The 23,489-nt window shown below is 71.5% G+C and carries 23 protein-coding genes and 1 pseudogene; 4 read left to right on the forward strand and 20 right to left on the reverse strand.

The genetic code is table 11. From position 1 onward, the window contains the following. The first annotated feature begins 234 nt into the window (after window positions 1-234). On the forward strand, window positions 235-1,962 hold the full coding sequence (gene ltrA / locus JD77_RS01535; RefSeq protein ID WP_246140489.1) for a group II intron reverse transcriptase/maturase: 1,728 nt from the start codon (window positions 235-237) through the stop codon (window positions 1,960-1,962). Continuing rightward, a complete protein-coding gene (locus JD77_RS33230) occupies window positions 1,959-2,126 on the forward strand; it encodes a hypothetical protein (protein ID WP_246140490.1) in 168 nt (55 codons plus the stop codon). Before ltrA ends, JD77_RS33230 begins: the two co-directional genes overlap by 4 nt. A gap of 33 nt (window positions 2,127-2,159) precedes the next feature. On the opposite strand, the gene JD77_RS01540 is transcribed toward JD77_RS33230, so the two are convergent. The 6 genes from JD77_RS01540 to JD77_RS01565 all read right to left on the reverse strand — a co-directional run bounded on the left by JD77_RS01540 (window position 2,160) and on the right by JD77_RS01565 (window position 7,434). After that, window positions 2,160-3,416, reverse strand: coding sequence for an amidohydrolase (locus JD77_RS01540; protein ID WP_211372463.1), 1,257 nt, complete (start codon window positions 3,414-3,416; stop codon window positions 2,160-2,162). After that, window positions 3,413-4,351, reverse strand: coding sequence for an aldo/keto reductase (locus JD77_RS01545; protein ID WP_170286350.1), 939 nt, complete (start codon window positions 4,349-4,351; stop codon window positions 3,413-3,415). The genes JD77_RS01540 and JD77_RS01545 overlap by 4 nt, the downstream gene beginning before the upstream one ends. Window positions 4,352-4,544: 193 nt before the next feature. Continuing rightward, window positions 4,545-4,904 (reverse strand): tautomerase family protein, encoded by a 360-nt coding sequence (locus JD77_RS01550; RefSeq protein ID WP_170286351.1) that lies wholly within the window; start codon window positions 4,902-4,904, stop codon window positions 4,545-4,547. Between the two features lie 46 nt (window positions 4,905-4,950). Continuing rightward, on the reverse strand, window positions 4,951-5,769 hold the full coding sequence (locus tag JD77_RS01555; RefSeq protein ID WP_170286352.1) for a MetQ/NlpA family ABC transporter substrate-binding protein: 819 nt from the start codon (window positions 5,767-5,769) through the stop codon (window positions 4,951-4,953). Between the two features lie 40 nt (window positions 5,770-5,809). Next, entirely contained in the window at window positions 5,810-6,472 is a 663-nt protein-coding gene (locus JD77_RS01560) for a methionine ABC transporter permease (RefSeq protein ID WP_145772708.1), read from the reverse strand. Further along, entirely contained in the window at window positions 6,472-7,434 is a 963-nt protein-coding gene (locus tag JD77_RS01565; protein ID WP_145772709.1) for a methionine ABC transporter ATP-binding protein, read from the reverse strand. Before JD77_RS01565 ends, JD77_RS01560 begins: the two co-directional genes overlap by 1 nt. 369 nt (window positions 7,435-7,803) lie before the next feature. On the opposite strand from JD77_RS01565, the gene JD77_RS01570 reads away from it, so the two are divergent. After that, window positions 7,804-9,864 carry an FAD/NAD(P)-binding protein gene (locus tag JD77_RS01570; protein WP_145772710.1) on the forward strand — a complete coding sequence of 687 codons (2,061 nt, stop codon included), beginning with the start codon at window positions 7,804-7,806 and terminating at the stop codon, window positions 9,862-9,864. A 296-nt stretch (window positions 9,865-10,160) separates the two neighbouring features. On the opposite strand, the gene JD77_RS01580 is transcribed toward JD77_RS01570, so the two are convergent. From JD77_RS01580 to JD77_RS01590, 4 genes are all read right to left on the reverse strand, one after another. Beyond that, on the reverse strand, window positions 10,161-10,373 hold the full coding sequence (locus JD77_RS01580) for a hypothetical protein (RefSeq protein WP_246140491.1): 213 nt from the start codon (window positions 10,371-10,373) through the stop codon (window positions 10,161-10,163). 168 nt (window positions 10,374-10,541) lie between these two features. Then, window positions 10,542-10,691 (reverse strand): hypothetical protein, encoded by a 150-nt coding sequence (locus JD77_RS31780; RefSeq protein WP_170286301.1) that lies wholly within the window; start codon window positions 10,689-10,691, stop codon window positions 10,542-10,544. A 306-nt stretch (window positions 10,692-10,997) separates the two neighbouring features. Further along, window positions 10,998-11,756, reverse strand: a complete 759-nt coding sequence (locus JD77_RS32705; protein ID WP_211372464.1) for a helix-turn-helix transcriptional regulator — start codon at window positions 11,754-11,756, stop codon at window positions 10,998-11,000. Window positions 11,757-11,830: 74 nt separating this feature from the next. After that, complete coding sequence (locus JD77_RS01590; RefSeq protein WP_145772712.1) at window positions 11,831-12,346, reverse strand: helix-turn-helix transcriptional regulator; 516 nt, start codon at window positions 12,344-12,346, stop codon at window positions 11,831-11,833. 269 nt (window positions 12,347-12,615) lie between these two features. Here JD77_RS01590 and JD77_RS01595 point away from each other — a divergent pair, with 269 nt between their 5' ends. Next, window positions 12,616-13,410 (forward strand): AfsR/SARP family transcriptional regulator, encoded by a 795-nt coding sequence (locus JD77_RS01595; RefSeq protein ID WP_145772713.1) that lies wholly within the window; start codon window positions 12,616-12,618, stop codon window positions 13,408-13,410. Here the strand turns inward: JD77_RS01595 and JD77_RS01600 are convergent. The 10 genes and pseudogenes from JD77_RS01600 to JD77_RS01645 all read right to left on the reverse strand — a co-directional run bounded on the left by JD77_RS01600 (window position 13,397) and on the right by JD77_RS01645 (window position 23,301). Further along, a complete protein-coding gene (locus tag JD77_RS01600) occupies window positions 13,397-14,623 on the reverse strand; it encodes an NADase-type glycan-binding domain-containing protein (protein ID WP_145772714.1) in 1,227 nt (408 codons plus the stop codon). The two genes, JD77_RS01595 and JD77_RS01600, sit on opposite strands and share 14 nt — an antisense overlap. After that, window positions 14,620-15,189: a phage tail protein gene (locus tag JD77_RS01605; protein ID WP_145772715.1), complete on the reverse strand. Its 570-nt coding sequence runs from the start codon at window positions 15,187-15,189 to the stop codon at window positions 14,620-14,622. Before JD77_RS01605 ends, JD77_RS01600 begins: the two co-directional genes overlap by 4 nt. Before the next feature lie 18 nt (window positions 15,190-15,207). Then, entirely contained in the window at window positions 15,208-17,169 is a 1,962-nt protein-coding gene (locus JD77_RS01610) for a putative baseplate assembly protein (protein ID WP_145772716.1), read from the reverse strand. Beyond that, entirely contained in the window at window positions 17,169-17,579 is a 411-nt protein-coding gene (locus tag JD77_RS01615) for a GPW/gp25 family protein (protein ID WP_145772717.1), read from the reverse strand. Before JD77_RS01615 ends, JD77_RS01610 begins: the two co-directional genes overlap by 1 nt. A 4-nt stretch (window positions 17,580-17,583) precedes the next feature. Beyond that, the gene (locus tag JD77_RS01620) at window positions 17,584-17,955 is read right to left on the reverse strand and encodes a PAAR domain-containing protein (RefSeq protein ID WP_145772718.1); all 372 of its coding nucleotides are present in this window, start codon (window positions 17,953-17,955) and stop codon (window positions 17,584-17,586) included. Between the two features lie 15 nt (window positions 17,956-17,970). After that, a pseudogene (locus JD77_RS35360) lies at window positions 17,971-19,733 on the reverse strand (VgrG-related protein). Then, a complete protein-coding gene (locus tag JD77_RS01630; RefSeq protein ID WP_145772720.1) occupies window positions 19,720-20,451 on the reverse strand; it encodes a CIS tube protein in 732 nt (243 codons plus the stop codon). The pseudogene JD77_RS35360 and the gene JD77_RS01630 overlap by 14 nt, the downstream one beginning before the upstream one ends. Beyond that, window positions 20,451-20,879 (reverse strand): phage tail protein, encoded by a 429-nt coding sequence (locus JD77_RS01635; protein WP_145772721.1) that lies wholly within the window; start codon window positions 20,877-20,879, stop codon window positions 20,451-20,453. The genes JD77_RS01630 and JD77_RS01635 overlap by 1 nt, the downstream gene beginning before the upstream one ends. A gap of 96 nt (window positions 20,880-20,975) precedes the next feature. Continuing rightward, window positions 20,976-21,383 carry a hypothetical protein gene (locus JD77_RS31795; protein WP_170286355.1) on the reverse strand — a complete coding sequence of 136 codons (408 nt, stop codon included), beginning with the start codon at window positions 21,381-21,383 and terminating at the stop codon, window positions 20,976-20,978. Between the two features lie 1,486 nt (window positions 21,384-22,869). Then, entirely contained in the window at window positions 22,870-23,301 is a 432-nt protein-coding gene (locus JD77_RS01645; RefSeq protein ID WP_145772723.1) for a hypothetical protein, read from the reverse strand. Between the last annotated feature and the right edge of the window lie 188 nt (window positions 23,302-23,489).

Here is a 23,489-nt window from a genome sequence, read left to right on the forward strand (position 1 = left end):
CTTGATCGCCGTGGGGGTGCTTCGCTGCTGGAGCTGGGGGCGCTTCGATGCCTAGATAGCGCTATGTCGATGGGTGTTGGTTCGGCTTCTGGCGCCCCGACACCCGGCTTTCGGCTGTGGTGACCGGCAGCGGAAGGTTCGGTGAATTGGGCCGGCTCGAGTTGCCGGCTGCGGAGCGAGCACTGCAGGACTGGGGAACGATCGCCGTTCCCCTCACGGCGGAACTGCCTGCCAGTGCGTCTACTGGCGTACCTCGCCGCCCTTGTCGGCGCGCTCCTCGTCGCCGCTCCGGCGCAGGCGCACGTCCGCGCGGCCTCGGTCGCCGTCGACCTGCGCAGCCAGGGCAACGGCGCCGCGGCTGTCGTCGACGTGGAGTACGGCGTCCTCGCCCGGCTGCTGAGTCTCTGGGCTTGCATGCCACCCGCCGGGGTCCGGGTGGGCCGGGAACGGCTGCGGCAGATCCTGCACCGACACCGGATCACCTTCCAGCGGACCAAGACGTGGAAGGAGTCCACCGGCCCGCAGCGCGAGGTCAAGATCGCCCGGATCGAGTACGTCAGCAGGCACTTCCCGCAGCGCGTGTTCGCGTTCGACGAGTTCGGGCCCCTGGTGATCCGCCCGCAGGCCAGCGCCGGGTGGGCGCTGGCCGGGCACCCGCACCGGCTGCCCGCGAACTATCAGGTGAATACCGACGCGCCGCCGCTGGAGTGGCCCTTGCTGGGGTCGGCTGAGCTGCGGGTACAGAAGATCCAGGCCAAGCTGCACCGATGGGCGACCGACGATCCAGATCGCCGGTTCCACGATGTGTTCAACCTCGTCCATGACCCTGCGTTCCTGCTGGTCGCATGGCAGCGGGTGCGGGGCAATCGGGGTGCCCGCTCGGCCGGCGTGGACGGCCATACCGCGTTCTTCATCGAAGCGCGCCGAGGCATGGAGCCATTCCTCGCCGAGATCCGCGACCAGCTGAAGACGCAGCAGTTCCGTCCCTTACCTGTCCGCGAACGGATGATTCCGAAACCGGGCGGCAAGCGACGCCGACTGGGCATCGCCACCGTGCGAGACCGCATCGTGCAGGCGGCCTTGAAGCTGGTCCTTGAACCGATTTTCGAGGCTGACTTCCTGCCCTGCTCATACGGCTTCCGGCCGAGGCGCAGAGCGCACGACGCGGTCGCTGAGGTCCGCACCTTCGCCGGTCCACCCCACCGTTACGAGTGGGTGTTGGAGGGCGACATCACGGCCCGCTTCGACGAGATCGACCACACCCTCCTGATGGGGCTCGTGCGGCGGCGGATCACGGACAAGCAGGTCTTGGCGCTGGTCAAGGCGTTCCTGAAGGCCGGGATCTTCAGCAAGGAGACGGGCCTGCGGGAGTCGCGTGAGGGCGCACCCCAGGGTGGCATCCTGTCGCCTTTGCTGTCCAACATCGCGTTGAGCGTGCTCGACGAGCACTTCGACCGCATCACCCGACACCGACGAAGCCTTCCCCGTAGTCAGCAACGCGAGCTGCCGGTGTTCCGGCTGTCGCGTTACGCCGACGACTGGGTCCTTCTGGTGAAGGGTGAACGGGACGAGGTCGAGGCGCTGCGCGAGGAAGCAGCGGCGGTGCTGGACACGGTCGGACTGCGCCTGTCGCAGGCCAAAACCGTGATCACCCACATCGACGAGGGCCTGGACTTCCTCGGCTGGCGCATCCAGCGTCACCGCAAGCCAGGCACGGCCAAGAGCTACATCTACACCTACCCGAGCAAGAAGGCCGTCAAGGCGGTCACGGGCAAGGTGCGAACGCTGAGCCGGTGGAACCGGAACCAGCCGCTCGAAGTATTGCTGTACAACCTGAACCCAGTGCTACGAGGCTGGTGCGCCTACTTCCAGCCCGGGGTGTCCAGCGCGACGTTCGCCTACCTGCATGGTTTCACCTGGCGCAGGGTGATGGGCTGGCTACGCCGCAAACACCCCGGATGACGTGGAAGCAACTGCGCCGCCGCTACTGCCAGGGCGGCTGGTGGCCGTCCGACGGTGACGTAGTGCTGTTCAACTCGACGCGACTCGCCAACCTAAACGACCTCTACGCCCTCGCCGCCGCAGAAGGCGTTGCCATCCCGCAAGAGATCAAAGCAGCGTGTTGATGATCTGCGAGCCCTAACTACCCGGCCTTGGGGCTAGGACGGAACGTCGAGACGGGTGCCGAGAGCTGCGAGCGCGGCGCGCACTCCTGCCGGGATGGCGTACTCGGGCTCCGGAGCGAAGTGCGGCGTGTGGTTCGACGGCATGTCGCCGGGATCCCGGCCGGGGCGGTAGGCGCCGAACATCCAGAAGACGAGCGGCACGCCGATCGCGTCGGCGAGCCAACCCACGTCCTCGCTGCCGGTCGCCCGCAGGTCACGCGCGACGTTGTCCGACCCGAAGACGGCATCGAGGGCCGCCGCCACCTCGCCAGCCTGCTCCGGCGCGTTGAAGCACCGGGGAAAGCGGCTGATCTCCTCGATCGTCGGCTCGTGCGCGCCGCTCGCGCTCGCCTCGGCGGCGATCATGCGCCGGACGGCGGAGAGAACGGTTTCCCGCGTCTGGGCATCCGGCGTGCGGATGTTGAGCGAGAGGGTCGCCTCGTCGGGAATGATGTTCTCCTTGGTGCCGGCGTGGAAGGTGCCGACGGTGAGCACGACCGGGGATCCGGGTTCCACCTGCCGGGAGACGACGGTCTGCAGGCGGGTGACGAGGTGGGCACCGAGCACGATCGGGTCGATGGACTCGTGCGGGCGGGCTCCGTGTGCGCCGCGTCCGCGCAGTCGCACGCGCCACGAGTCGCCGAGGTTCATGACGTTCCCGACGCCGATCCGCACCTGGTCGCTCGACAGGGATGTCACGTGCTGCGCCAGCACCGCCTCGGGACGCGGGGCCTTTTCCCACAGCCCGTCGTCGACCATCGCCGCCGCCCCCGAGGCTGTCTCCTCGGCCGGCTGGAAAATCCACACGACGGTGCCGGCCCAGGCGGCCCGGTTCTCGGCCAGCACGCCGGCCGCCGCGAGCGCGACCGTCAGGTGGAGGTCGTGGCCGCAGGCGTGCATCACCCGGGTCACCGATCCGTCCGGCAGTTGGCCCTTGTCGGTGCTCGCGTAGGCCACGCCCGACTTTTCCTGGATCGGGAGCCCGTCGAGGTCCGCGCGGTATGCCACGACGGGTCCTTCGCCGTTGCGCAGGATGCCGACGACGCCCGTACCGCCGCACCGGAACGTCTCGATGCTCAGGTCGGCGAGTCGTGCCTCGACGAACGCGGCAGTCCGGTGCTCCTGTCCGGACAGCTCGGGATGGGCATGCAGATGGTGGTAGGCGGACAGCGACGGAGCCAACCGTTCCGCGCTCCAGAGCCGGCTCAGGACGGCACCTGCCGGGCCCGCCGCCCGCGCCGACCGGTTCACGCCGTCCCCGGGGCCGTGGCCTCGAGGTCCTCCGCCAGCTCGTCGAGGGCGGCCGTGACGCTCGCGTCGATGTCGAGTTCGGCGCCTGCGATGATGTCGTCTAGGTGCGACTCGCGACGGATGCCGCAGATGACGTTGACGGCGTCTGACGACGCGAGGAGGTAGGCGATCGCCAGCGCACCGGGAGTGGTGCCCACGGACGAGGCGACGGCGGTCAGTCCCTCGACGAGGTTCATGGCCGGTCCGAAGCGGTCGCCGAACAGTGGGTCGTCACGCCGGGAGCCTTCGCGCGCCGGCGGCGCGAACCTGGTGAACGCGCCGGTGAGGAGCCCGTTCGCGAGGGGTGAGTAGGCGTGCAGGGACAGCCCCGTCGACGCGCACAGCGGCAGGATGTCGTCGCGTACTCCGCGGGCAAGGAGGCTGTACTTGCGCTGCACGATCTCGATCGCGTCGTGCGCGAGGTAGGTCTCGACGTCCTCGGGAGGACAGTTCGACGCACCGATCGTGAGGATCTTCCCCTCGTCGCGCAGCTCGATGAGCGTCGCGATCGTGTCCTCGATCGGCGTCATGAACGGTGGCATCGCCGGGTTGTGGGTGTAGTAGATGTCGATGCGGTCGGTGCCGAGCCGGCGCAGGCTCTCCTCCACCTCGATCCGGATGGTCCGCGGACTGAGGTTGCGCTTGACGGCGTGCCCGTCCCATGTGAAGCGGTAGCTGCCCTCGTCGTCGCCCCACCACAGCCCGCACTTGGTCGCGATGATGACGTCGTCGCGGCGGCCGCGAACGGCTTCGCCGATCACCTCCTCGCTGTGACCGAATCCGTAGACCGGCGCAGTGTCGATGACGTTGATACCGCGGTCGAGGGCGGCGCGTAGGGCGCGGACCGACACCGCGTCGTCGGCATCCGGGTAGCGGAATCCGCCGCCGATGCCCATGGCTCCGAAGGTGACCACGGACGCCTTCAGCGAGGTCCGGCCGATCGGGCGGTACTTCATGCGATGTTCCTCTCGAAGTAGGTCGGTCAACGAGTTGGGCCGGCCGTCAATTGGGCTGGTGGGGCTGCGGTGCCTCACCCGCATCGCCCAATTGACGGACGCCCCTACTCGGCAACGGCACGGTCGGCCGATGTCAGGTCATGTCGAGGCGAAGGATCCCGCCGACTCCGACGTTTTCGGCGGCATGCTCCTTGATGATGACCACCACCTTGACGGTGTCGCCCCAGTCACTGGCCTGGACGACATCGTGGAGCGCCTTCACTATCCGACGCTTGAGCTCCACGCTCTTGCCGGGCGCCGTGTACAGGAAGAACGTGATCTCGTAGCCGTCCTTCACCGTGCAGTTCTCGGGTGGCAGCGGCACGAGGTAGACGCTGCGCATGTGCGGGGGCAACTCGAAGGCTGTCTGCGCCGCACACCCGATTTCGTCGACAAACGTGGGGAGATCGACCCTGTCGAGCGGGAGATCGGTCATGCCGACGACGCTGACCATGGTGTTTTCCTTCCTGAGGGGCTGCGGTTCGAGGGGCTGCGAGGAGTCAGGGCGTCTTCTTGAGGCCCTTGTAGGTGTTCGCGATCCAGGTCTTGTAGTCCGCGGACTGCATGAACGAGGTCGCCGCATCGAGCCAGGCGGTGTTCTTGTAGCCCTCCTTGACGACCCAGAGCGTGCCTCCGTAGGTGCGGTAGACCTCTGGCGTCTCCTCGTAAAGGGCCTTTATCGAGGGGTCCTTCATCAGGTAGACGGTGATCGAGGGAGCGGTCATCGCGTCCAGGTCGGGGAACGCCGCGGCCTTGCTGCGCGGGTTGACCTCAACCCAGCGGAGGTTCTTCGGGTTGGAGGTGACGTCGAGGATTGTGGGCGCCTCGACGCCCTTCGCGAGCTCGATGAGGCCGTTGGCGGCGAGGAGTTGAAGCTCCCGGGCGCGATTCGCGGAGTCGTTGGCGATGCCGATGCGCGCCCCGTTCGGGAGTGCGTCGGCCGAGTCGTACTTGCTCGAGACGAACTGCACGGCCGTGGTCTGCAGCCAGGGACCGTAGGTGACGAGCGATGATCCGTTGCTGTCCTTGTAGCTTTTGAGGTAGTTTGCGTTCTGGAAGAAGTTGGCGTCGATGCTGCCGTCCTCGGTGGCCCGATTCATGGCGATGTTGTCGTCGAACACCTGGACCTTCATCGTGTAGCCCTGCTGAGCCAGATGCTCGGCCACGAAGTTCAGGTCGGGCTCCTCGCGGGCGAGTACGCCGATCCTGACCGTCTTGCCGTCGCCTCCGGAGGCGGAGCCGGACGAGCAGGCCGCGAGGGACACGGCCAGGGCGCCGACGACGAAGAGCGTGATCACTCTCCTGAGGGGGTTTCTCATGGGGGTGCTGCCTTTCGTGCTGGGACTCATGGGGCTGGAGTTACCGGAGTTTGCGGTAGAGGGCGTTGCCGCCGAGCTGAATGCCGATCACCATGACGACCAGGATCGCTACGGTGCCGTACATGATGTGGTCGTTGAAGTTCTGGTAGCCGTAGGTCAGGGCGACGGCACCCAGGCCGCCCGCGCCGATCGTGCCGGCCACTGCGGTGAAGCCGAGCAGCGAGATCACGCCGAGCGTCATCTGCGAGACGATCGCCGGTACCGACTCGGTGACGATGACCCGGAAGGTGATCTGCCGGTCGCTCGCGCCGAAGGATCGTGCCGCCTCGATGAGGCTCGGATTGACCTCCTTGAAGGCGCTCTCGAGGAGCCGCGCGATCAGCGGGCTGCCCGCGAATGTGATGGCGAAGACCGCCGCCCACACGCCGATCGACGTGCCGAGTACCAGGCGGGTTAGCGGGATGATCGAGATGGCGAGGATGATGAACGGCACCGACCGCAGCATGCTGATAACGGTGCTCACGATTTCGTGGACCGTCCGGTTGGGTCGGAGCCCGTGTGTGTCGGTCGTTACGAGGACCAGTGCGAGCGTGAACCCCACCAGGGTGCACGTGATGAACGAGCCGAGCAGCATGGTGATGGTGTCAAGCAGCCCGGGCAGGATGATCCGCTTGAAGAGCTCGGAAAACTCGTATTGGTACATCAGATCTCCCTCCAGTCGGCCCCGAGCGCGGTCAGGCCGTCGCACACCGCGCGAAGATCGGCGTCGGCCACATGAAGCAGGAACGATCCCGAGACCCGGTCCCGGTAGCGGTCGAGCCCGCCCCACGAGATCTCGAACGGCACGCCGGTGCGGATGGCGAGCTGCGACAGCAGACTGGTCTCCGCGACGTCCCGCTGGACGACCCGGACGAGCGAGGTGCCGGGAGCGACTTCTGGGCGACGCCCCGCGTCGCGGATGAAGTCCCCCAGCAGCTCCGGATTCTCCAGGAAGAAGTGCTCGACGGCCCCCTTCGCGCGCAGGTGCCCGTCGCTGAGCAGGCCCATCCGAGTGCACACGGACTTCATGACCGCCACCTCGTGGGTCACCACGACGATCGTGAGGCCGAGTTCGCCATTGATGCGCTTGAGGAGATCGAGGACCGCCTCAGTGATGTTCGGATCGAGCGCGGAGGTGGCCTCGTCGCACAGCAGGATCGTCGGATCGTTCACCAGGGCCCGCGCGATGGCGACCCGCTGCTTCTGCCCACCGCTCAACTCCCGGGGCAGCGCCTTGAGCTTCTCGCCGAGTCCGACGAGGTCGAGGAGATCGCGCACCTTCCGGTCGGCCGCTGATCTGCGTACGCCCTGGCACTTGAGAGGGAAGTACACGTTGTCGTAAACGTTCTTGCGCTCCATCAGGGAGAACTGCTGGAACACCATGCCGATCCGGCGGCGGAACTGCGGCAAGTCCCGATCGCCGATGGCGCGTACGTCCGTGCCGTCGACGATGAGGCTGCCGCTGTCGATCTCCTCGAGCCGGTTGATGCACCGCAGCAGCGTGGACTTCCCCGCGCCGCTCACGCCGACCAGACCAAAGATCTCTCTCTGGTCGATATTCAGGTTTATATCGTCGAGCACGACGTGATCGCCGTAGGACTTTCTCAGGTCGCGGAACTCGATCACCGTCGCTGTGTTTCCTTCCCACGCTCACTTCAACCTCGACACAATCCGGAAAATGGCAGGCGACAGCGCGCCGGTGTGGTGAGTTGCCCCTGGTTGAACCTCGTGCGACGCATCGTCACCGACACCGTTTTTGATCCGTCGAAAATCGTCTACGGAAAGTCAACCGCCGGCATGACGGCGGGTTATACCCTCGCCGAAGGCGCCTCCGATGCCCCGATCTCACCGACATCGAGGCGGCGGGTCCGGGTCATGGCACACACTGTCCGTCCTGCCAGCGTCACACCGCGACACTGCTCGCGTATGCCGGGTGACCAGCAATTTCACCATGCCGGAACCCTACTAAACCTAGCGACCAAGTAGGGTAGGGCTGTGACCCGGTTCATAGACATTCGTCCACTATGGACATCCCGCCCCTCCCGCCCCGTCATCGCGCTCATCGGCGCAGGCCCCCGGGGGGTATCGCTGCTCGAGCGAATCGGTGCGAATCTCGCGGACTTCACCGATATCGACCACCTAGACATACTTGTCATTGACGACACTCAACTCGGTGCGGGTCGCATCTGGCGTACCGACCAAACGCGCCAGATGTGCATGAACACCCTCGCGGGGGCCGTGACACTCTTCACCGACGACACCGTGACGATGGCCGGCCCGGTCGCACCCGGGCCCACGCTGTTCGAGTGGTGCCAGCTCGCACTCGATGCCGCGCACCCGTCGCCGTCGTCGGCGATCCAGGTGGCAGACATCGATCCGGCCCACCGCGCCGCGTTCGCCTCGCTTGCCGTCCGCCCGGGCTTCGTCGACGACTACCGCGACGAGCTTGAGGCGATCACGGTTGCATCCCATCCAAGCCGATCACTTTATGGCGAGTACATCCGCTGGTGCTTCGAGCGGGCACTCAACACCATGCCGGAACGCGTGACGGTTGCCACCCACCTGGCGCGAGCAGTCGGCATACGCGAGGACGGCGGGCGCCAGCTCATCGAACTCAGCACCGGTGAGGTGCTCGCGTGCGATGCCGTCGTGGCCGCGACCGGGTGGATGCCGCGCGACCACACGTCCGAGGAGCACGGCTTCCTGGCGGTGCTGGCCAGGCATCCCGAGATGATGTGGGTACGTCCCGACAACCCGATCGACCAGGCCCTCGGGGATGTTCCGGACGGGGCGACCGCGATCGTACGCGGGCTCGGGATGGGCTTCTTCGACGCGATGACGCTGCTGACCATCGGCCGCGGTGGGCGATTCGTCGACGACTCGCTGACGCGGGCGGGAGTGCGCTACGAACCGTCGGGCCGCGAGCCGAAGATGCACGTCACCTCTCACCGGGGCGTCCCGTACCGGGCGAAGTCGCTCTACGGCTCCCTGCCACCCTCGGCGCCGCAGCGTCACCTGCGGTCGGTCGACTGGTCGACAATCCCACGCCCCATCGACTTCGACCGTCAGGTGTGGCCGCTCATCGTCAAGGATGCATTCGTCGACTACTACGAGACGCTTCACCGCGTGCGCCCCGAAGCGTTCGCCGCCCCACTGACCACGGTCCTCGCGACGATCGACACCACCGAAGGCCTGCCGTCGGCACTCGACGCCGCGATAGCGCCACACGTTCCGGACGCCACGGACCGCTTCGACCTGCCGGCGGCGATGTCGCCGGTCCGCGGAGCGTTCCCCGATCCCGAGACATTCACCGCCTGGGTCGTCGACTACATGGCCGACGACCTCACCGAGTCGGCGAAGGGACGGGACAGCGCCATCAAGGCCGGACTGTGGTCGATCAGCGCGGCGCGACAGCTGGCGAACGCCATCGGAACGTTCGGCGGCTTCGACGCCGAGTCGCGCGCGAGCGGCTTCCGCGCCCTGCAGGCGTTCGGCGGCATGGTCGGCAGCGGCCCACCGGCCTTTCGCAGCCGGCAGTTGCTGGCCCTCGTGGACGCCGGTCTCGTCAGGTTCATCGGCCCCGCGGCGCATGTCATCGCCGACGACGAGCTCGGCCTCTTCCGCGCCGAGTCGCCCGCTGTCGCCGGTTCCGCCGTCACCAGTCCCGTGCTCATCGACGCGTGGATGCACGCGCACGACGTCACGGCCAGCGCCGATACCCTCACCCACTCGCTCGCGGCGGCGGGCCGCATGCGTCCATTCAGCGTCCGCGGACGGGACGGACGCCGGCACCCCACCGGCGGATTCGATGTCGACCCCCAGACGGGGCTACTGGTCCGTCCCGACGGCACGCGCGACACCGCGTTCCACGTCGCCGGCATCCCCCTTGACGAGGTAATGGGCGACACGATCATCAGCCCGATGCCGCGCACCGATCCCACGATGCTGCGTGAGACCGACCGCGTGGCTTGTAGCGTCCTGCGGGTGGCGGCCGAGGCCGCCACCTCCCTTCGTACGTCGAGGGGAAGCCGCGTTTCGCCGACGTTCAACGGTTGACAATGGCGCCTCCCCAGCTTCCGGCGGCGGCACCGTGCTGCTCGACGACGCCGAGCCGGGCGTGCCCTACTCGGTGCACGGGACGCTCGGAACCTCGCTCCGGCCTCGGCGCACGCGGGCCGCCCAGGCCCCTGCCGGCAACACAGCCGGGCAGCGCCACCGGGCCGAGGACATCCAAGAGCGCCATCGCGTCATCCTCACCAACCCTCGCCGCAGCGGGTGGCAGGTGTGGAACAAGCAACGTACCGATGAGGTATTACTGGACGTCGAGGACGTGGCGATGGACCACACCGGCGTCATGCGCTGGAGCGCGCCCGACGCCCGACGAGTCGTCGCTGCACCCGGTCCACCAGCGGATCCAAAGCCACCGCGAAGAACACCGCGGCCACCACCCAGCTCAACACACGCTGGGTCTGCCACATCAACGCCAGCCCGACCAGGGTGACGAGAACCAAACCGATGACGATAAGCGTCCGGCGGACGGTGACCCGCTCGTCTGCAGCGCTCATCCGACGCAGCTACTTTCCGCGAGGGAACAAGGGCTCAACGCAACCCCCTCGTACCCGACGAGGAGCCGTTGAAGGCTTGAGGAACTGTTACGAGATCAGTTGCCGACTCCGACGTACGTGCCCAAACAGGGCTGGACCACTCCACCAGTGCCACATGGCGGTAGCCGCCTACGCCCTTCTGCGGACCCAGCCGGCGATCACGGTCGCGACGAACAGGAGCGCACCGACCACGGTGAGCCAGAACAGGCCCTTGACCACCAGCCCGATGATCACCAGAACCAGCCAGAGCAGCAACAGTGCAACGATCAGTGCGATCACCCGCGTCGCCTACCCGTACGTCTGCCGCACAAACCATGCGGTCAACGGGGCGCTGTTGCGTTGGCGGATCGGTGGACACGCCGGGCCGCGTCACCGGGCATTGTCAGATGGCTCGGGCCAGTTCCGTGAACGCGGCGGCCACCCGCAGACCGGGCGGGACGTCAGCGGTGAGTTCGTAGTGTCCGCTCCACCGATCCGCCAACGCAACAGCGCCGCTCGACCGAGCCACCGACATCCTCGAAGCGGTCAACGACGTCCCGTCGATCCGGCACACGGAGCGGGTGCGGGCCCAGCTCGGCGAGCCCCTCAGGTGATCGGGTCGACGCCGGAGCGGCGACGCTGCACCAACCCGAGGGTGATCGCCTTCAGGGTCAGCTCGGCCTTGTTCCCGACGTCGAGCTTCGACCTGATCCGGGTGACGTAGGTGTTCACCGTGGCCTCGGAGATGCCCAGCCTGCGGGCCGTCTGGGCATGCGTCAGGCCCTGGGCGATCAGCTCCAGGGTCGCCGCCTCCCGGGGAGCGAGCGCGGGCCGGCGGGGCGCCCGGGAACGTGTTCGGTCCCGGCCCGGCCCGGGACCCGGCGCGCAGGCCGGGCCCCCGCCGCCGGCCGCCTCCCGACCGCCGGTGACCGCGCCGCCGGACCGGCCGCCGCCGACCGGGCGCTCCGGGCCGGGGCCGTCCGCGTCGGCGCGGAGCCGGGCGGAGAGCATCGGGCACAGGTAGAACCCGCCGGCCGCGGTGACGTTGAGGGCGATCCGCAGCTGCGTACGCTCGGTCGCGGTGCTCACCACGGAGCGGGCGCCGGCCCGGATCGCCTCCAGCGTCGTGGCCTTCGTCGACTCCGGCATCATCACCAGGGTCGGGTGTCGCGCGCAGGACCACCGGACCACCTGCGGCAGCGGGTCGACCAGGACCACGACCATGTCGGGGCCCCCGCCGGCCGCGGTCACCTCGCTCGCCGTGTCGACGGTGAGCAGGCACCGGACCAGGTCATTGCCGTCGATCAGCTGGTGCACCCCGCGCCGGGCCAGCGGCTCGGACACCACCACACACACGTCGTACATCCGCCCACCTCTCGGTGAGCAGTCAACTACAGAATGGGTGGCGGGGCGAGGCGAGAAGACCGGCAAATGTGTCGTCACACCGACAGATAGCCGAGTTCGACCGCGCGCAGGGTCAGCTCGGCCTTGTTGGCGGCGCCGAGCTTGCGGCGCAGCCGCTTCGCGTACGTGTTGATGGTCTGTACCGTGACTCCGAGGCGGTGTGCGGCCTGCCGGTGGGTGAGGCCCTGGGCGATGCACCGGAGCGTCTCCACTTCCCGGGGGCCCAGGGACGCCGGGTCTCCCCGGCCGTCGCCGTCCGGCCGGCCGCCGACCGACGCGGCCACGCTCCGCGACAGGTACGACCCGCCGGTGAGCACCGCCGACCGGGCCAGATCCAGCTCGTCGGTGCCGTCGCCGTCCCGTAGGACGGCCCGGACCCCGGCGGCGAGCAGCGCCAACGGGGCGACCGTCGTCTCGTGGGGCAACACGAGGAGGACCAGCCCGTCGGCGGTGAGGTCGGCCAGCTCCGGCCAACGTTCGCCGGCCAGGTGGTCCCACCGGACCACGACCGGCATGGGTCCACCGACTTCGGGCGGGTCGACGGTCGACATCAGGTCGCTCCTGGAAGGATAAGTGCCCGAACCCCCAGCGTACCGAGCGCTACCGATGGTAGTTGCCACGAAAGTCCCCGAATTGACGTCTGCCCATGTCCCCCGACGGCCGAGCAGAATCTCCGGCGCGACGTGGGTCGCCCACCTCCCCAGCGCAGGCGGTCCCGCCTGCGCCGTGACCGCGCCGACACCGGCGCGGCCCGGTGCTGGCTTCTGGTCGCGGACCAGCAACGGCCCGCGTTGTCGTGGCGACAAGGGAGACAGATCACATGATTTCGAGGGATCGTCCGGCAGCCGCCTCCGAAGGGCGCCGGTACCTGCGGTTACGCTGCTTCGGCGGATTCCGGCTGGAGCCGGACGGCGTCCCGGTGGACTGGTCGGGCGTGCGCCCCCGGATCCGGACCCTGATGCGTTACCTCGCGGCGGAGGCCGGCCAGCCGGTACACCGGGAGCGGATCACGGCGGCGCTCTGGCCGGAGCTGCCGGACCGGGCCGCGGTCAACAATCTGCACGTCGGCGTCTCGACGCTGCGTACCTTCCTGGAGCCCGGCGTAGCCCGGGGCGCGTCCCGGTTCATCGTTCGCGACGGGTCGTCGTACCGGTTGGACGTGGGGGCGGGTGGTGTCTGTGACGTGTCGGCCTTCGAAGCGGCGCTGGCCGCCGTTCGACGGGCCCGGTCGACGGGCGAGGACGCGGCTGCGGTCGCGGCGCTCCGTGGCGCGCTCGACCACTACACCGGTGACCTGCTGCCCGAGGAGGGACCAGCCGAGTGGGTGCTCGCCGGCCGGGACCGACACCGGACCCGGGCTACGGAGGCGGCGGTGCTGCTCGCCAGGCTGGAGCTGAACCGGGGACGGGCCCGGGCCGCGGCGACGGCGGCCCGGCGGGCGCTGGAGCTGGACGGTTACCACGACTACGGATGGCGGCTACTGGTCGCCGCGCAGCGCCGGGCCGGCGACGTGGCGGCGTCCCAACGCAGCCAGCAGACGTACGAGCGGATGCTCCGCTCGCTCGGCGTCGCCCGGCCGGCCGACACCCGACCCGTGCACGTCACGGCCGCCTGAACACCTCGATCTCGGCCAGCGCCACCTGCCGTCCCCGCTGCGCGCCGTAGCTGGCGTCAACGGTCAACCGGAGCCGGGCCACCCCGCCCGTCACGTGGTGGAAACTCTGCGGTCCGGGCCGGTCGGTCAGGCGCAGCACCGTGGTGCTGCTCGTGCCGTCCCTGGTCCACAGGGTCATCGTCAGCTCGGCCGGCCTCCCCTGCCGGACGAACGCGTCCTGCTGCGGGGACGCCCCAGTGTGCACGATGAGATCCATCAGCCGGATCGGCGGGTCGAAGGTCAGCTCCACGTACTGGCCGGTGGCCGGCCAGTCGGCGGCGGGCGCCCAGTACCGGTTGTTCAGGCCGTCCACGGTGGACCGGGCGGGGTGGCCGGACGCCTCACTGGAGGCCGTCACCGTGCTCGGCAGGACCGCCTCGGGCTTCGCCGTCCGGTCCCGGACCGCGTCGACGACCGGGCCGGCGAAACGGGCGACAGCCCAGACCGCCCCGGCGACCAGGACCAGGGCCACCAGCACCGCGAGCAGCCGCCGCAGCCGGCCCCGGCCGGGCCGCCGCCGGGGCCACCGCAGCCGCCGCCACCACGGTACGACCACCGCCGGTCGGGCCGTCGCGATCAGCGGCCGGCCGCACCCCCGGCAGAACGAGCTGCCGCCCCGGTTGGTGGTCCCACAGGCCGGGCAGACCACGTGGTCCGCGCCGCCGGCCCGGTCACCGGCGAAGTCGCGGACCTCGGGCGTGGGCGCGACGGGCCGGCCGGGAAGCACCGCGCCGGGTTGGCCGGCGACGGGAGGCCGGTCGGCGGCCGGTGGTGGGCTGACGGCGGCGCGGTCGGGCGGCGGGGTGGGATTGGTTTCGTCGGCGGGGCGCACCGGGAGCACGAGCGCGGCGGCCCGCAGAAGATCCCGCTCCTGCGCCCGGTGTTCCTCGTGCTCGACGTCCCCGGTCCCGGCCGCCGGCTTGGCCGCCGGTTCAGTCGGTTCAGTCGGAGTCCTGGCCGGCGTTTCCGCCGCCGCCGTCCCGCCCGTCCCGGCCGGCGTTCCGGTCGCAGTCGCGGCCGGCGTGGCGCCGTCGCTGGCTGGGGCGTCCCTGGCGGTCATGGTCGCCGGCGCGGGTGCCGTGTGGGTGGCGTCCCAGGCAAGGAAGGCGCCGCAGGTGCCGCAGAAGCCGTCGCCGGGGGCCACCTCGGCGCCGCAGTTGTCGCAGATCCTCACCGGGGCCCGCCCGCCGCCGGACCGCCGTCCAGCGACAGCACCTCCACGGTGTATGGCACGTGTGCCGGCCGATTCGCCTCGACCACCGCCCGGAGCCGGGACTCCAGGGCCGCGGTGGGCTCGGACGCCCTGATCCGTACGGTCAGGGCGGGCTCGGCGGAGCCGGGCAGCTCCGCACCCGGGGTGGCGGACCAGGCGGTCCCGCCGCTCTCGGCGACCTCGGGGGTAACGCCGGTGGCGAGCCGGATCTCCTCGGCGAGCCCGGCGGCGGTGCCGCGCACCCGGTGCCGGGCGACCGCGCCCGCGACCACCCGGCGGCGCTCGTCGGGGGCCGCGTCGCGCCCGCCCCCGGCGGCGACCCAGCCACCCAGCCAGTCCACGAAGTCCGGCGGGGCCAGCGCCGGGTCGAAGTACGCCCACAGGCTGTCCAGCGTGGCGTGCACCGGCGCGATGACCTGGTCGTACGCGTCGGTCAGGCGTTGGGCCAGATCGTCGGCGGCGTAGACGGCGGGCAGCCGCCGACCCAGCGGGTCGGGCGTGGCCAGCCCCTCGATGGCGACGCGCATCCGCGTGCTCCCTCCTGCTCAGGCGCCCGGCGGGCGCTCGTCGACCCGGACCTGGTGCTGGTGGGAGAAGGCGAGGGCGTGCCGGTCCAGCTCGATCCGGGTCACCTGCTCGCCCCGGCGGCCGGTCAGCGGGTCGGCGGGGAACATCCGTACCTCCTCGACCACCTCGACCCCCGGCAGCCGTTGCAGGACCCCGAAGATCTCCCCGGAGTGCACCTGCCGCCCGAACGGCCACCCGGTCCCCTCCGGCCCGCCGCGTACCGGGTCGAGGTACCGGTACAGGGTGGCCGTCGCCTCCGCGCGGAGCTGTGCGGCAGCCGTGTCGGGGCGGGGAACAAGCCTGGCCGCGACCGTGACGCCCTGGTAGAAGGGCGGCTCCACCATGAGCCGGGTGCCCACCGGGCGGCGGGCGTCGAGGTGCTCGGCGATGGTGGCGAGCATCCTGTCCGGAGGCACCAGGTCCTCGAAGTGGAGTCGGCCCTCCTCGTCGGCGACCACCTCCGGCACGACCAGCAGCCGGACCCCGCCGGCCGCGCTGCCGTCACCGGCGGGCAGGCACCGGACCCGGGCCGCGGCGGGGCAGGCCTGCCGGGCCAGCAGCTCGTAGTCGCGGGCGGTCACCGCCCGGTCCTGCGCGCGCAGCTGCACCGGCCCGCGCAGCCGGGCCTCCGCCACTGTCTCCCCGTCAACGCCGCCGGTGGCCGGGCTCCGGTTCTCCACCCCCGAGATGTATGGCATGGAGCTGCGCAGGACGGCCAGGGCGCCCCGGGCGACGTTGCCGCTGTGTCCGCCCCCAGTGCGGTAGCGCCGGACCCGGACCTCCGACCCGGCGGCGGGTACGGCGCCGTACCGGCGCAGGGCGCCATCGGGTTGCCGGACGGCCGGTCCGAACAGGATCTCCCCGGCGGTCCGGTCGACGACGACGTGCCGGTCGTCCGGCCCGGATCCGTTAAACGTGTCCACCTCGGTCCACTCCAGCCACCCCGCACCATCGGCGGTCTCCACCATCAGCGGGTGCTCGTCGGGGACGATCGGCGACCGGGCCACCGTGAATCGCTGGCCGGGCACCCCCTCGGCCTCCCCGACCTGCTCGCCGAGGACGGTCTCTGCGTGCACGGCGGTGACCGTGCCGCCGATCGTGGCCGCCTCGACCGAGCGCACGGTCGGGGAGGCGGCGTAGAAGGGCTGGCCGGGTCGGGCCTCGACCAGCCGGCACCGCAGCCAGCCGGCCCGCAACCCGGCCACCACGGAGGTGACGTGGGTGGCCGGCATGTGCAGTACCACCTCGCCCGGCCTGTTCAGCCCGCCCGTGTCGTCGTGGTCGACATCGCAGGGCGACCAGTCCTCGCCGGTCCACGCCTCCCACACCAGCGGCGGCTGGCGCGGGTCCACGCCGACGCCCTCCACCCGGCTGTCCATCCGCAGCAGGACCGCGCAGGAGGGGACTGCGGCGGAGAGACCGAGCAGCATGGCGTCCCCGACCGAGGGGGCGGCCGGGAAGCAGGCCACGTCCCGGCCGTCGAGCAGATCCTCGGTCCGGTCCATTGGAGGGCCCTGAGCGGGGTGGCTGCGCAGCCGGGTCAGCTCGCAGGGCACCACCGCCAGGTCCGCGGCGGTGGTGAACACGATGGCCTCGTCGGTCTGGGTCCGTTCCGTGCCGACCTCGGTGCCGGCGCGCAGCACCACCGGCTGGGTCTGCGGGCCCGAGAGCCAGAACGTGACGTCCCCCCGGGCGGCCGTGGGCGGGAACGGCCGGACGCCGATCAGGTCGAGGAAGGCCAGGTAGTTCTTCTCCGGCACCCGGTTGAGCCGGTACAGGAGCTGGTCGACCATGTGGGCGAACGTTTCGACCAGGGTCACCCCGGGATCGGAGACGTTGTGGTCGCTCCACTCCGGGCAGCGCTGCTGGATGAAGCGTTTCGCCTCGTCGACGAGCTGCTGGAAGCGACGGTCGTCCAGGTTGGGCGCGGACAGCGGCATCAGGCGGTGCTTTCCTCGTGGGACGGGATGACGTAGAACGGGAAGACCAGGTTGCGGGGGTCGTTGGTGCCCCGGATCGAGTACCGGACGTCGATGTAGAGCAACCCGGCGTCCTCGGCGTCAAAGCCGATCACGACGTCGTGGACGTCGATCCGAGGCTCCCACCGGTCCAGTGCCCGGCGTACCTCGAAGGCGATGCGCCCGGCGGTGTTCTCGTCGGCGGGGGCGAAGACGTAGTCATGCACCCCGCAGCCGAACTCCGGCCGCATCGGCCGCTCGCCCGGGGCGGTGCCGAGGATGAGCTGGATCGCCTCGATGATCTCCCGCTCCCGGTCGACCAGGGCGATCCCGCCGGTGGCGTCGGTACGCAGCGGGAACGCCCAGCCCGCCCCGATGAACTGCTCCGCCACCTCCTCACCCGCCGATCAGCACGGTCGGCGCGCCGGTGCTCACCACGGCCCGGCAGGTGGTGGCGTCGCCCCGGCGCGCGGCCTGGTGCCCGCCGATCAGCACCCGGCGCAGCGGCGGCGGAACGGCCGGCACGATCCGGTTGGTCAGCAGGTGTACGGCGTGCTGCGGCGGCTTGTCGCAGACGCAGACGGTGCCGACCACGGCGGCGGGCTTGCCGGCGATGAGCACGCTGTTGACGCCGAGCAGCGGGGCGCTGGGTATTCCGGGTGGCAGGGCCCGCCCGCCGGGTGGGCCGATCGTCCCGGTGGGTAACCCGGGGGTAAGCCCGGTGGCGAGGTGGCTGATCTGGTCACCGATGCGCGCGGCCGGTGGCATGTGGTGTTCCTCCGGTCAGTTGAGCTTGACGAGTGGTGCCTGGATGTCGACCTGGGTGCCGCCGTCGACGGTCACCGACCGGCCCCTGAGGGTCAGCTCACCGGTTCCGGCGTCGAGGGTGATCCCGCGCCCCTTCACCATGACCTGCTGCCGGGCCTCGATTTCGACGCTGCCGTCGCTGTGGATGATCACCGCCGTACGCCGCTCGTCGAGGTGCACGGTGAGTCGGTCCCGGGACGTGCACAGCCGGATCCCCCGGGGCCCGGCGGGGAGCTGGGACTCCAGGAACTCGATCCGGTCCCCGCTGCGGGACGCGAACGAGCGCCGGTTCACCCGCCCGGACGAGGCGTCCACCAGCGCGCCGTCGTGCGGGGATGGCTTGTCCACCCCGTTGTAGAGCCCACCGATGACGTACGGGCGGTCCAACAGGCCCTGCTCGAAGCCGACCAGCACCTCGTCGTTGACCTCCGGACAGAACACCCCACCCCCGCCGACCCCGCCGAGCTGCACCGTCCGCACCCAGTCGGTCTCGTAGTCCGGGGCGTCGGTCAGCCAGGGGAACCGCAGCCGCACCCAGCCCTGGCCCACCCGCTCGGGATGGCGGCGGTCCACGTCGGCCTTGGTGTTGGTGACGATCCCGACGGCGAGCCCCGGCACCCGCATCGCCCGGGCCGGCGCGGCGGCGGCCGTGGCCAGGCCCCACGTCGACCGGTCCTGCCGGCCGCTGACTGTCAGCCACGTCTCGTAGAACTGGGCAGCGCCGAAGACGTGCCGGCTGGCGGTGGTCGTGTACTTCCCCTCGAACGGACTGCCCACCCGCTGCAACGACAGCGGCACCCCGGCCCGCAGGCGGGGATTGCCCGGATGCCGACCTCCAGCTCCGCGAACGCCGCCGTCACGTCGGCAGCCACCGCGCCTGCGACCGCCCGGGTCTCGGCCGCCGTCCGGTACGGCACGTCCGCCACGCAGAGCCGGGCCGTGCCGAAGGGCCGAGACACCTTTCCCGGGGTGGTGCCGATCTGCACCTCGTCGCTGGCGTCGGTGGTGACCTCGGTACGGACCGGCCGCTTGGCCCGGATGTCCCACCCTCGCACGGTGACCCCGGCCACCTGGCCGACCGAGGTCACGGTGGAGCGCACCGACAGAAGGTTCTCGTTCATCTCGACGACGAACGGGCTCTGCTCGGCGGTGACCCCGGCGCCCGGGGCGGCGGCGGCCCGCACCGACCGCCGGAACTCGAACCTGCCGTCGACGACCACCACTTCGGCGTCGTTGTCGACCGCCAGCATCTTGAGGAACTCCCAGTCGTTGACGTTCGGCTGGGTGACCGTCTCGTACACGGTCGGGGTGGGGTCGATCCGGCCGACCGGGATCCCGGCGGCGGCTGCTACCTCCCGGGCGATGTCGGAGGCCTTGCGGTTGACGAAGCTGCGGACCCGCTGACCCCGCATCAGCCGGTGGGACAGGTCCAGGGCCCGGACGGTTGTGAAGGTGCCGACGCCGTCGTACTCCGACTCCAGGGTCACCACCTCGCCGCTGAACAGCGGCAGCGGGGCGGCGTCGTGGCCGGTGCGGACCCGGACGGTCAGGTCGGTGCCGATGGTGACCCCGTTTTCGCCCAGGAACCGGCTCTGCTGGTCCCGGAAGCGCAGGGTGGCCGTCGCGGCGAGGTTGGTGCTGTCCTCCACGACCGCCGAGACCAGCCGGTCGGCCCAGGCCCGGAGCAGCGGCCCGGGCAGGCCGACGACCAGGTTGTTGGTGTGGTCACCGCTGGACATGGGGCCCCTCCTGGGTGCGCAGTTCGTCGGGGGCTGGCAGCAGCAGTTGGCTGCCTGTCCGCAGCCGGACCGGGTCGTCGATGTCGTTGGCCTCCGCGATGACCCGCCACGCGGTTGGGTCCCCGTACTCGCGGTGGGCCAGCAGCTCCAGGGAGTCCCCGGCCACCAGCCGGTGCACCCGGCGAGCGGTGCGGCTGCCCGACGTCGGGTTCTGCCCGCGGGTGGCGCCGCTGACCTCGTTGAGCATCAGCGAGCAGGTGGCCCGCAGCGGGGTGCCGTCCGGGTCGAACAGGCTGTACGTGGCGTTGATCTGGCTGACGTACGAGTAGAAGGAGACGGTCTGGAACTGCCCCCAGGCGAACTTCACCCACGGCGGAGACGGCGCCTTCGCCGCGATGCTCGCCTTCGTCGGCACGCAGCAGGTGAGTAGAGCGTCGACCCGTTCCTGGACGCTGCGGGAGTGGGTGTCCGTCGTGTCGAGAAAGATCTCCAGGCTCAGCGTCCGGGGCCCGGACCCGCTGAACTCGGCGACGCCGACGTCCGCCGCGCCGCGTACCACGTGCGGGATCCAGTTCGCCGACTTGGTCAGGGCGAGCTGCTGCGGGTTGAACATGAAGGCGATCGGCCCGCCGAGGGTCCCGCCGGGCTGGCTCCCGCCGGACGTGGGCGGCTGGTACCGCTGGAGGTGCGCCGCCACCTTGCCGGCCCGCGACCGCATCAGCCGACCTCCAGGAAACCGTGGTACGCCAGCTCGATGCTCTCGCTGGCCACTTCGGAGCGGTTCGGGTCGAAGGACGGCCCCGACCACCGCACCAGGACCACGTCGGCCAGCCCCCACTGCACCAGCAGCGCCAGGTCGGGCCGGAGCGCCGCGATCTGCGCGGTCCCTCGGCGCACCCCGCTGGGCAGTTGGGCGAGGTAGCTGGAGACCTTGGCGGTGTCCCGGGTCAGCGGGCGGGTCAGGGTGACGTTCGTGTACCGCAACCGCGAGGGGAGCTGCCAGACGAACTCGTTGTTGCCGCCCTCCTGGTACTGCTCCAGCTCCACTTCGCAGCCGAGGCCGTCACAGCTGTTCCAGTCGCCCAGGTCGATGCCGTCGACCTGGAGCCGGAAGTGGACGCTCGTCCCGGGGTCGCCACCGGCCATTCCCGTCTCCCCTCTCCTGCTGGTTCGTACGGTCCGACCCGTGCGGCCCGTGCGCTGGCTGTGCTGCCTGTGCGGTCGCCCGGCCGCTGGGCGGGCTCACCGTGAGCCGTCCCGCCACCGGCCGGACCGCTCCCGGCTGGCTCGCAGGTCGGCCCGGACCAGCCGGCTGATCGGCTCGACCAGCCGGTGGGCCAGGGCGTCCAGGTGCCGCCGGTCGAGGCCCCGCAGCACGGCCCCCACGTCCGGCTCCCGGTCCGGACCGGCCGACTCGACAGTGCTGCGCCGCTGAACGGTCCCGGCGGTCGGCCCGGCGGCGCTCCGCGTCGGCCCGGTGGTCGCCGGCCAGGCGGCGGTGGTCTGGGCCACCGGCCGGGTCGTCGCCCGCCGGACCGGCGCGGCCGGCTGTGCCGGCGTCGGCCCGGTGGTGGCCCCAGGCCCGCTGGCCGTGACCGGCGCCGCCGTCCGCAGCACCGGCATCGGTACGTCCCCGGTGGCCTCCCGCAACGGTGCGCCATGAGCGGCCACGGGCCGGGGCGCCCCGGCCTGCGGGGCACTCCGGGCTGGACCGGTGACCCCGGGGATGAACGGGCTCGGACCGCTACCCGGACGCGCCCCGGCAGGTCCGTCCCGGTTGCTGTGGGACGGGCCGCCGTGGGGCTGGTCGGTGGCGGGCGCGTGGGACCTCCCCGCGCCGGCTGGTGCGTGCCTGCGTCCGTCCGGTGCAGCGATCCCGGTAGCCTGTTGGACGGTCGCCGGGCGGCCGGGGTACGTCCCTGCGGTGGCAGGCCGTCCACCGGGGGGCGCCTCCAGGGCTCCGTCGCCACGGGTCCGCCAGTTCACCGGCACCGTGGGCCGGGCGTCGGCTGCCGGAGCCGGATCGGTCGGGGCGGGTGGCACGTCGGTGAGCAGGGTGAGCTGGCGCTCGGCCAGCAGCGGGACCCGCCGCTGGACCAGCGTGGGCACGGGCTCACGGGCGACCGACGTCCCGGGGGTGACAGCGGAGCCGGAACCGTCCCGGGTGGCCGGGCCCGCCCCGGCGACAGCCGTGTCTCCGGCCGGGGCGGACCCGGCGCCAAAGCGGGCAGGTGGCCCCGGGCCGGTGCCACCGGAGGCGGTGGTGTCACCCGAAAAATGGGGCGTCGGGGGCGCGTCGGCCCGGCGGGGAGAGATCGTCGTCCCGGGACCGGGCGCGGTGCCGGACATATCGGGGGTCCGCCACCAGAGCCGTTGGACCACCGGCCCGGTCGGCTCCCCGGCGGTGCTCCGTCCACCCATCGACGGCCGGGCCGTCGAGGTGCGGACCGGCACGCGTGGCGGAACGGACGCGGCGCGGTGCGGGCCCCCAACCGGGGCGACCGGCGACGTCCGTTCCCCCGACGGCCGGCCGGGGCGCGGGCGACGACCGGCGGCGCGGGTGACGGTTGCCGGGCCCCTTGATCGGCGGCCGGAGTTGGGTCCGGGGACCGGCCGGCCCGGGGGAGCGGCGATGTGGCGGCTGGCAGTGCACCGACCAGGGGGTCGTCCGCCCGCGAGCTTGTCGCGCCGGGGCGAACTGGTGGCCCCGGGCGTACCGCGGGCGGCGGCGCGTCGGCCGGCAGCGGCGGTCCCAGGCCGGCACGGACCGGTCGGTGGGGTGTCGGGGACGAACCGGTCTGCGCGGAGCCGGCCCACCGGACTCCCCGGGCGGCGGGGTGCCACCCGGCGGACCGGGGCCTGGGCGTCGCCGGTGCGCGGCGCGGCCTCGGCGGATCGGCGGGTGGGGCGGCCCGGACGGTGCGGGCCCGGCCGCCGGTCGGGGTGACGGGTCCGGTGGAGGGCGGGACGACAGCCGTGTCCGAGGTGCCCGTCGGGAAAGGCGCGGTGGCTCCGCCGGTGGGCTGGGTGGACGGGGTCCGGAAGGCCCGCTGGACCATGGTCAGCGGTGGGGCCGAGGGGGCGTCCGCGCGTGGGGTGCCGGTCAGTCGGCGGGTCGGGCCGGGTGGGGGCGCGGTCACCAGCGGCCTGGCCCGGCCGCAGGGGCGGCGACCCCCGGCGGTCTCCCCCACCGGGTCGGCCCGACGTCGGCTGGCCGGGTCGGGGTCGGCCCGGCGAGGGCAGGCAGCGGTTGTCCGGGCGCGGAGCGGTGGACCGGGGCGGTTCCGGCGGCGGCCGGACGGTCGGTTCCCGCCGACTCTGCGGGCGGGAACCCGGTTTTCGCCGCCGGACAGGTGGCGGGGCGGTCGGGGACGCGGCGCTGGACGGCCGGCAGATGTGGGGTCGGCCGCCGGTCGGCCTCCGGTCGGACCGGACGTGGGCGGGCCAGGTCACGGGCCACCCCGAGGGGCGCCTGGTCGCTGACCAGGTGGTCGAGCGGCGTACGCAGGGTGGGGTCATGGAAGGTGCCCAGCCGGTCAGCGAACCGGAGCAGGTCGGTGACCAGCACCGGCGCGGGGGTCAGGGCCCGTTGGATTGGCGGCAGGCTCCACCAGGCGGGATCGGCGGGCCCCGCCGGCCCGGCGTCGGGCGTCGGACCCGAGGCCGTCGATGCCGGCGCGGTGGCGGCCGGCGTCGGTTCAGGGCCGGGCGACGGGCGGACGGCGGTGGGGCCGGCCGGCCGGGCACGGCTTTCGG

Origin of the sequence: Micromonospora olivasterospora (genome assembly GCF_007830265.1) — a bacterium.
In the GTDB taxonomy this organism is placed as follows: domain Bacteria; phylum Actinomycetota; class Actinomycetes; order Mycobacteriales; family Micromonosporaceae; genus Micromonospora; species Micromonospora olivasterospora.

What these genes read in the sequence shown, in the direction of transcription:
- JD77_RS01635 (WP_145772721.1), bottom strand. Translation starts at nt 20,879, where the DNA reads ATGGCCGGTGGCGACCCCGGGACGAGCGTCCACTTCCGGCTCCAGGTC.
- JD77_RS01550 (WP_170286351.1), bottom strand. Translation starts at nt 4,904, where the DNA reads ATGGTCAGCGTCGTCGGCATGACCGATCTCCCGCTCGACAGGGTCGAT.
- JD77_RS32705 (WP_211372464.1), bottom strand. Translation starts at nt 11,756, where the DNA reads ATGTACGACGTGTGTGTGGTGGTGTCCGAGCCGCTGGCCCGGCGCGGG.
- JD77_RS01630 (WP_145772720.1), bottom strand. Translation starts at nt 20,451, where the DNA reads ATGCGGTCGCGGGCCGGCAAGGTGGCGGCGCACCTCCAGCGGTACCAG.
- JD77_RS01555 (WP_170286352.1), bottom strand. Translation starts at nt 5,769, where the DNA reads ATGAGAAACCCCCTCAGGAGAGTGATCACGCTCTTCGTCGTCGGCGCC.
- JD77_RS01560 (WP_145772708.1), bottom strand. Translation starts at nt 6,472, where the DNA reads ATGTACCAATACGAGTTTTCCGAGCTCTTCAAGCGGATCATCCTGCCC.
- JD77_RS01610 (WP_145772716.1), bottom strand. Translation starts at nt 17,169, where the DNA reads ATGCCGCTGTCCGCGCCCAACCTGGACGACCGTCGCTTCCAGCAGCTC.
- JD77_RS01580 (WP_246140491.1), bottom strand. Translation starts at nt 10,373, where the DNA reads ATGAGCGCTGCAGACGAGCGGGTCACCGTCCGCCGGACGCTTATCGTC.
- JD77_RS01545 (WP_170286350.1), bottom strand. Translation starts at nt 4,351, where the DNA reads ATGGGCATCGGCGGCGGATTCCGCTACCCGGATGCCGACGACGCGGTG.
- JD77_RS01595 (WP_145772713.1), top strand. Translation starts at nt 12,616, where the DNA reads ATGATTTCGAGGGATCGTCCGGCAGCCGCCTCCGAAGGGCGCCGGTAC.
- JD77_RS01620 (WP_145772718.1), bottom strand. Translation starts at nt 17,955, where the DNA reads ATGCCACCGGCCGCGCGCATCGGTGACCAGATCAGCCACCTCGCCACC.
- JD77_RS01590 (WP_145772712.1), bottom strand. Translation starts at nt 12,346, where the DNA reads ATGTCGACCGTCGACCCGCCCGAAGTCGGTGGACCCATGCCGGTCGTG.
- JD77_RS33230 (WP_246140490.1), top strand. Translation starts at nt 1,959, where the DNA reads ATGACGTGGAAGCAACTGCGCCGCCGCTACTGCCAGGGCGGCTGGTGG.
- JD77_RS01605 (WP_145772715.1), bottom strand. Translation starts at nt 15,189, where the DNA reads ATGCGCGTCGCCATCGAGGGGCTGGCCACGCCCGACCCGCTGGGTCGG.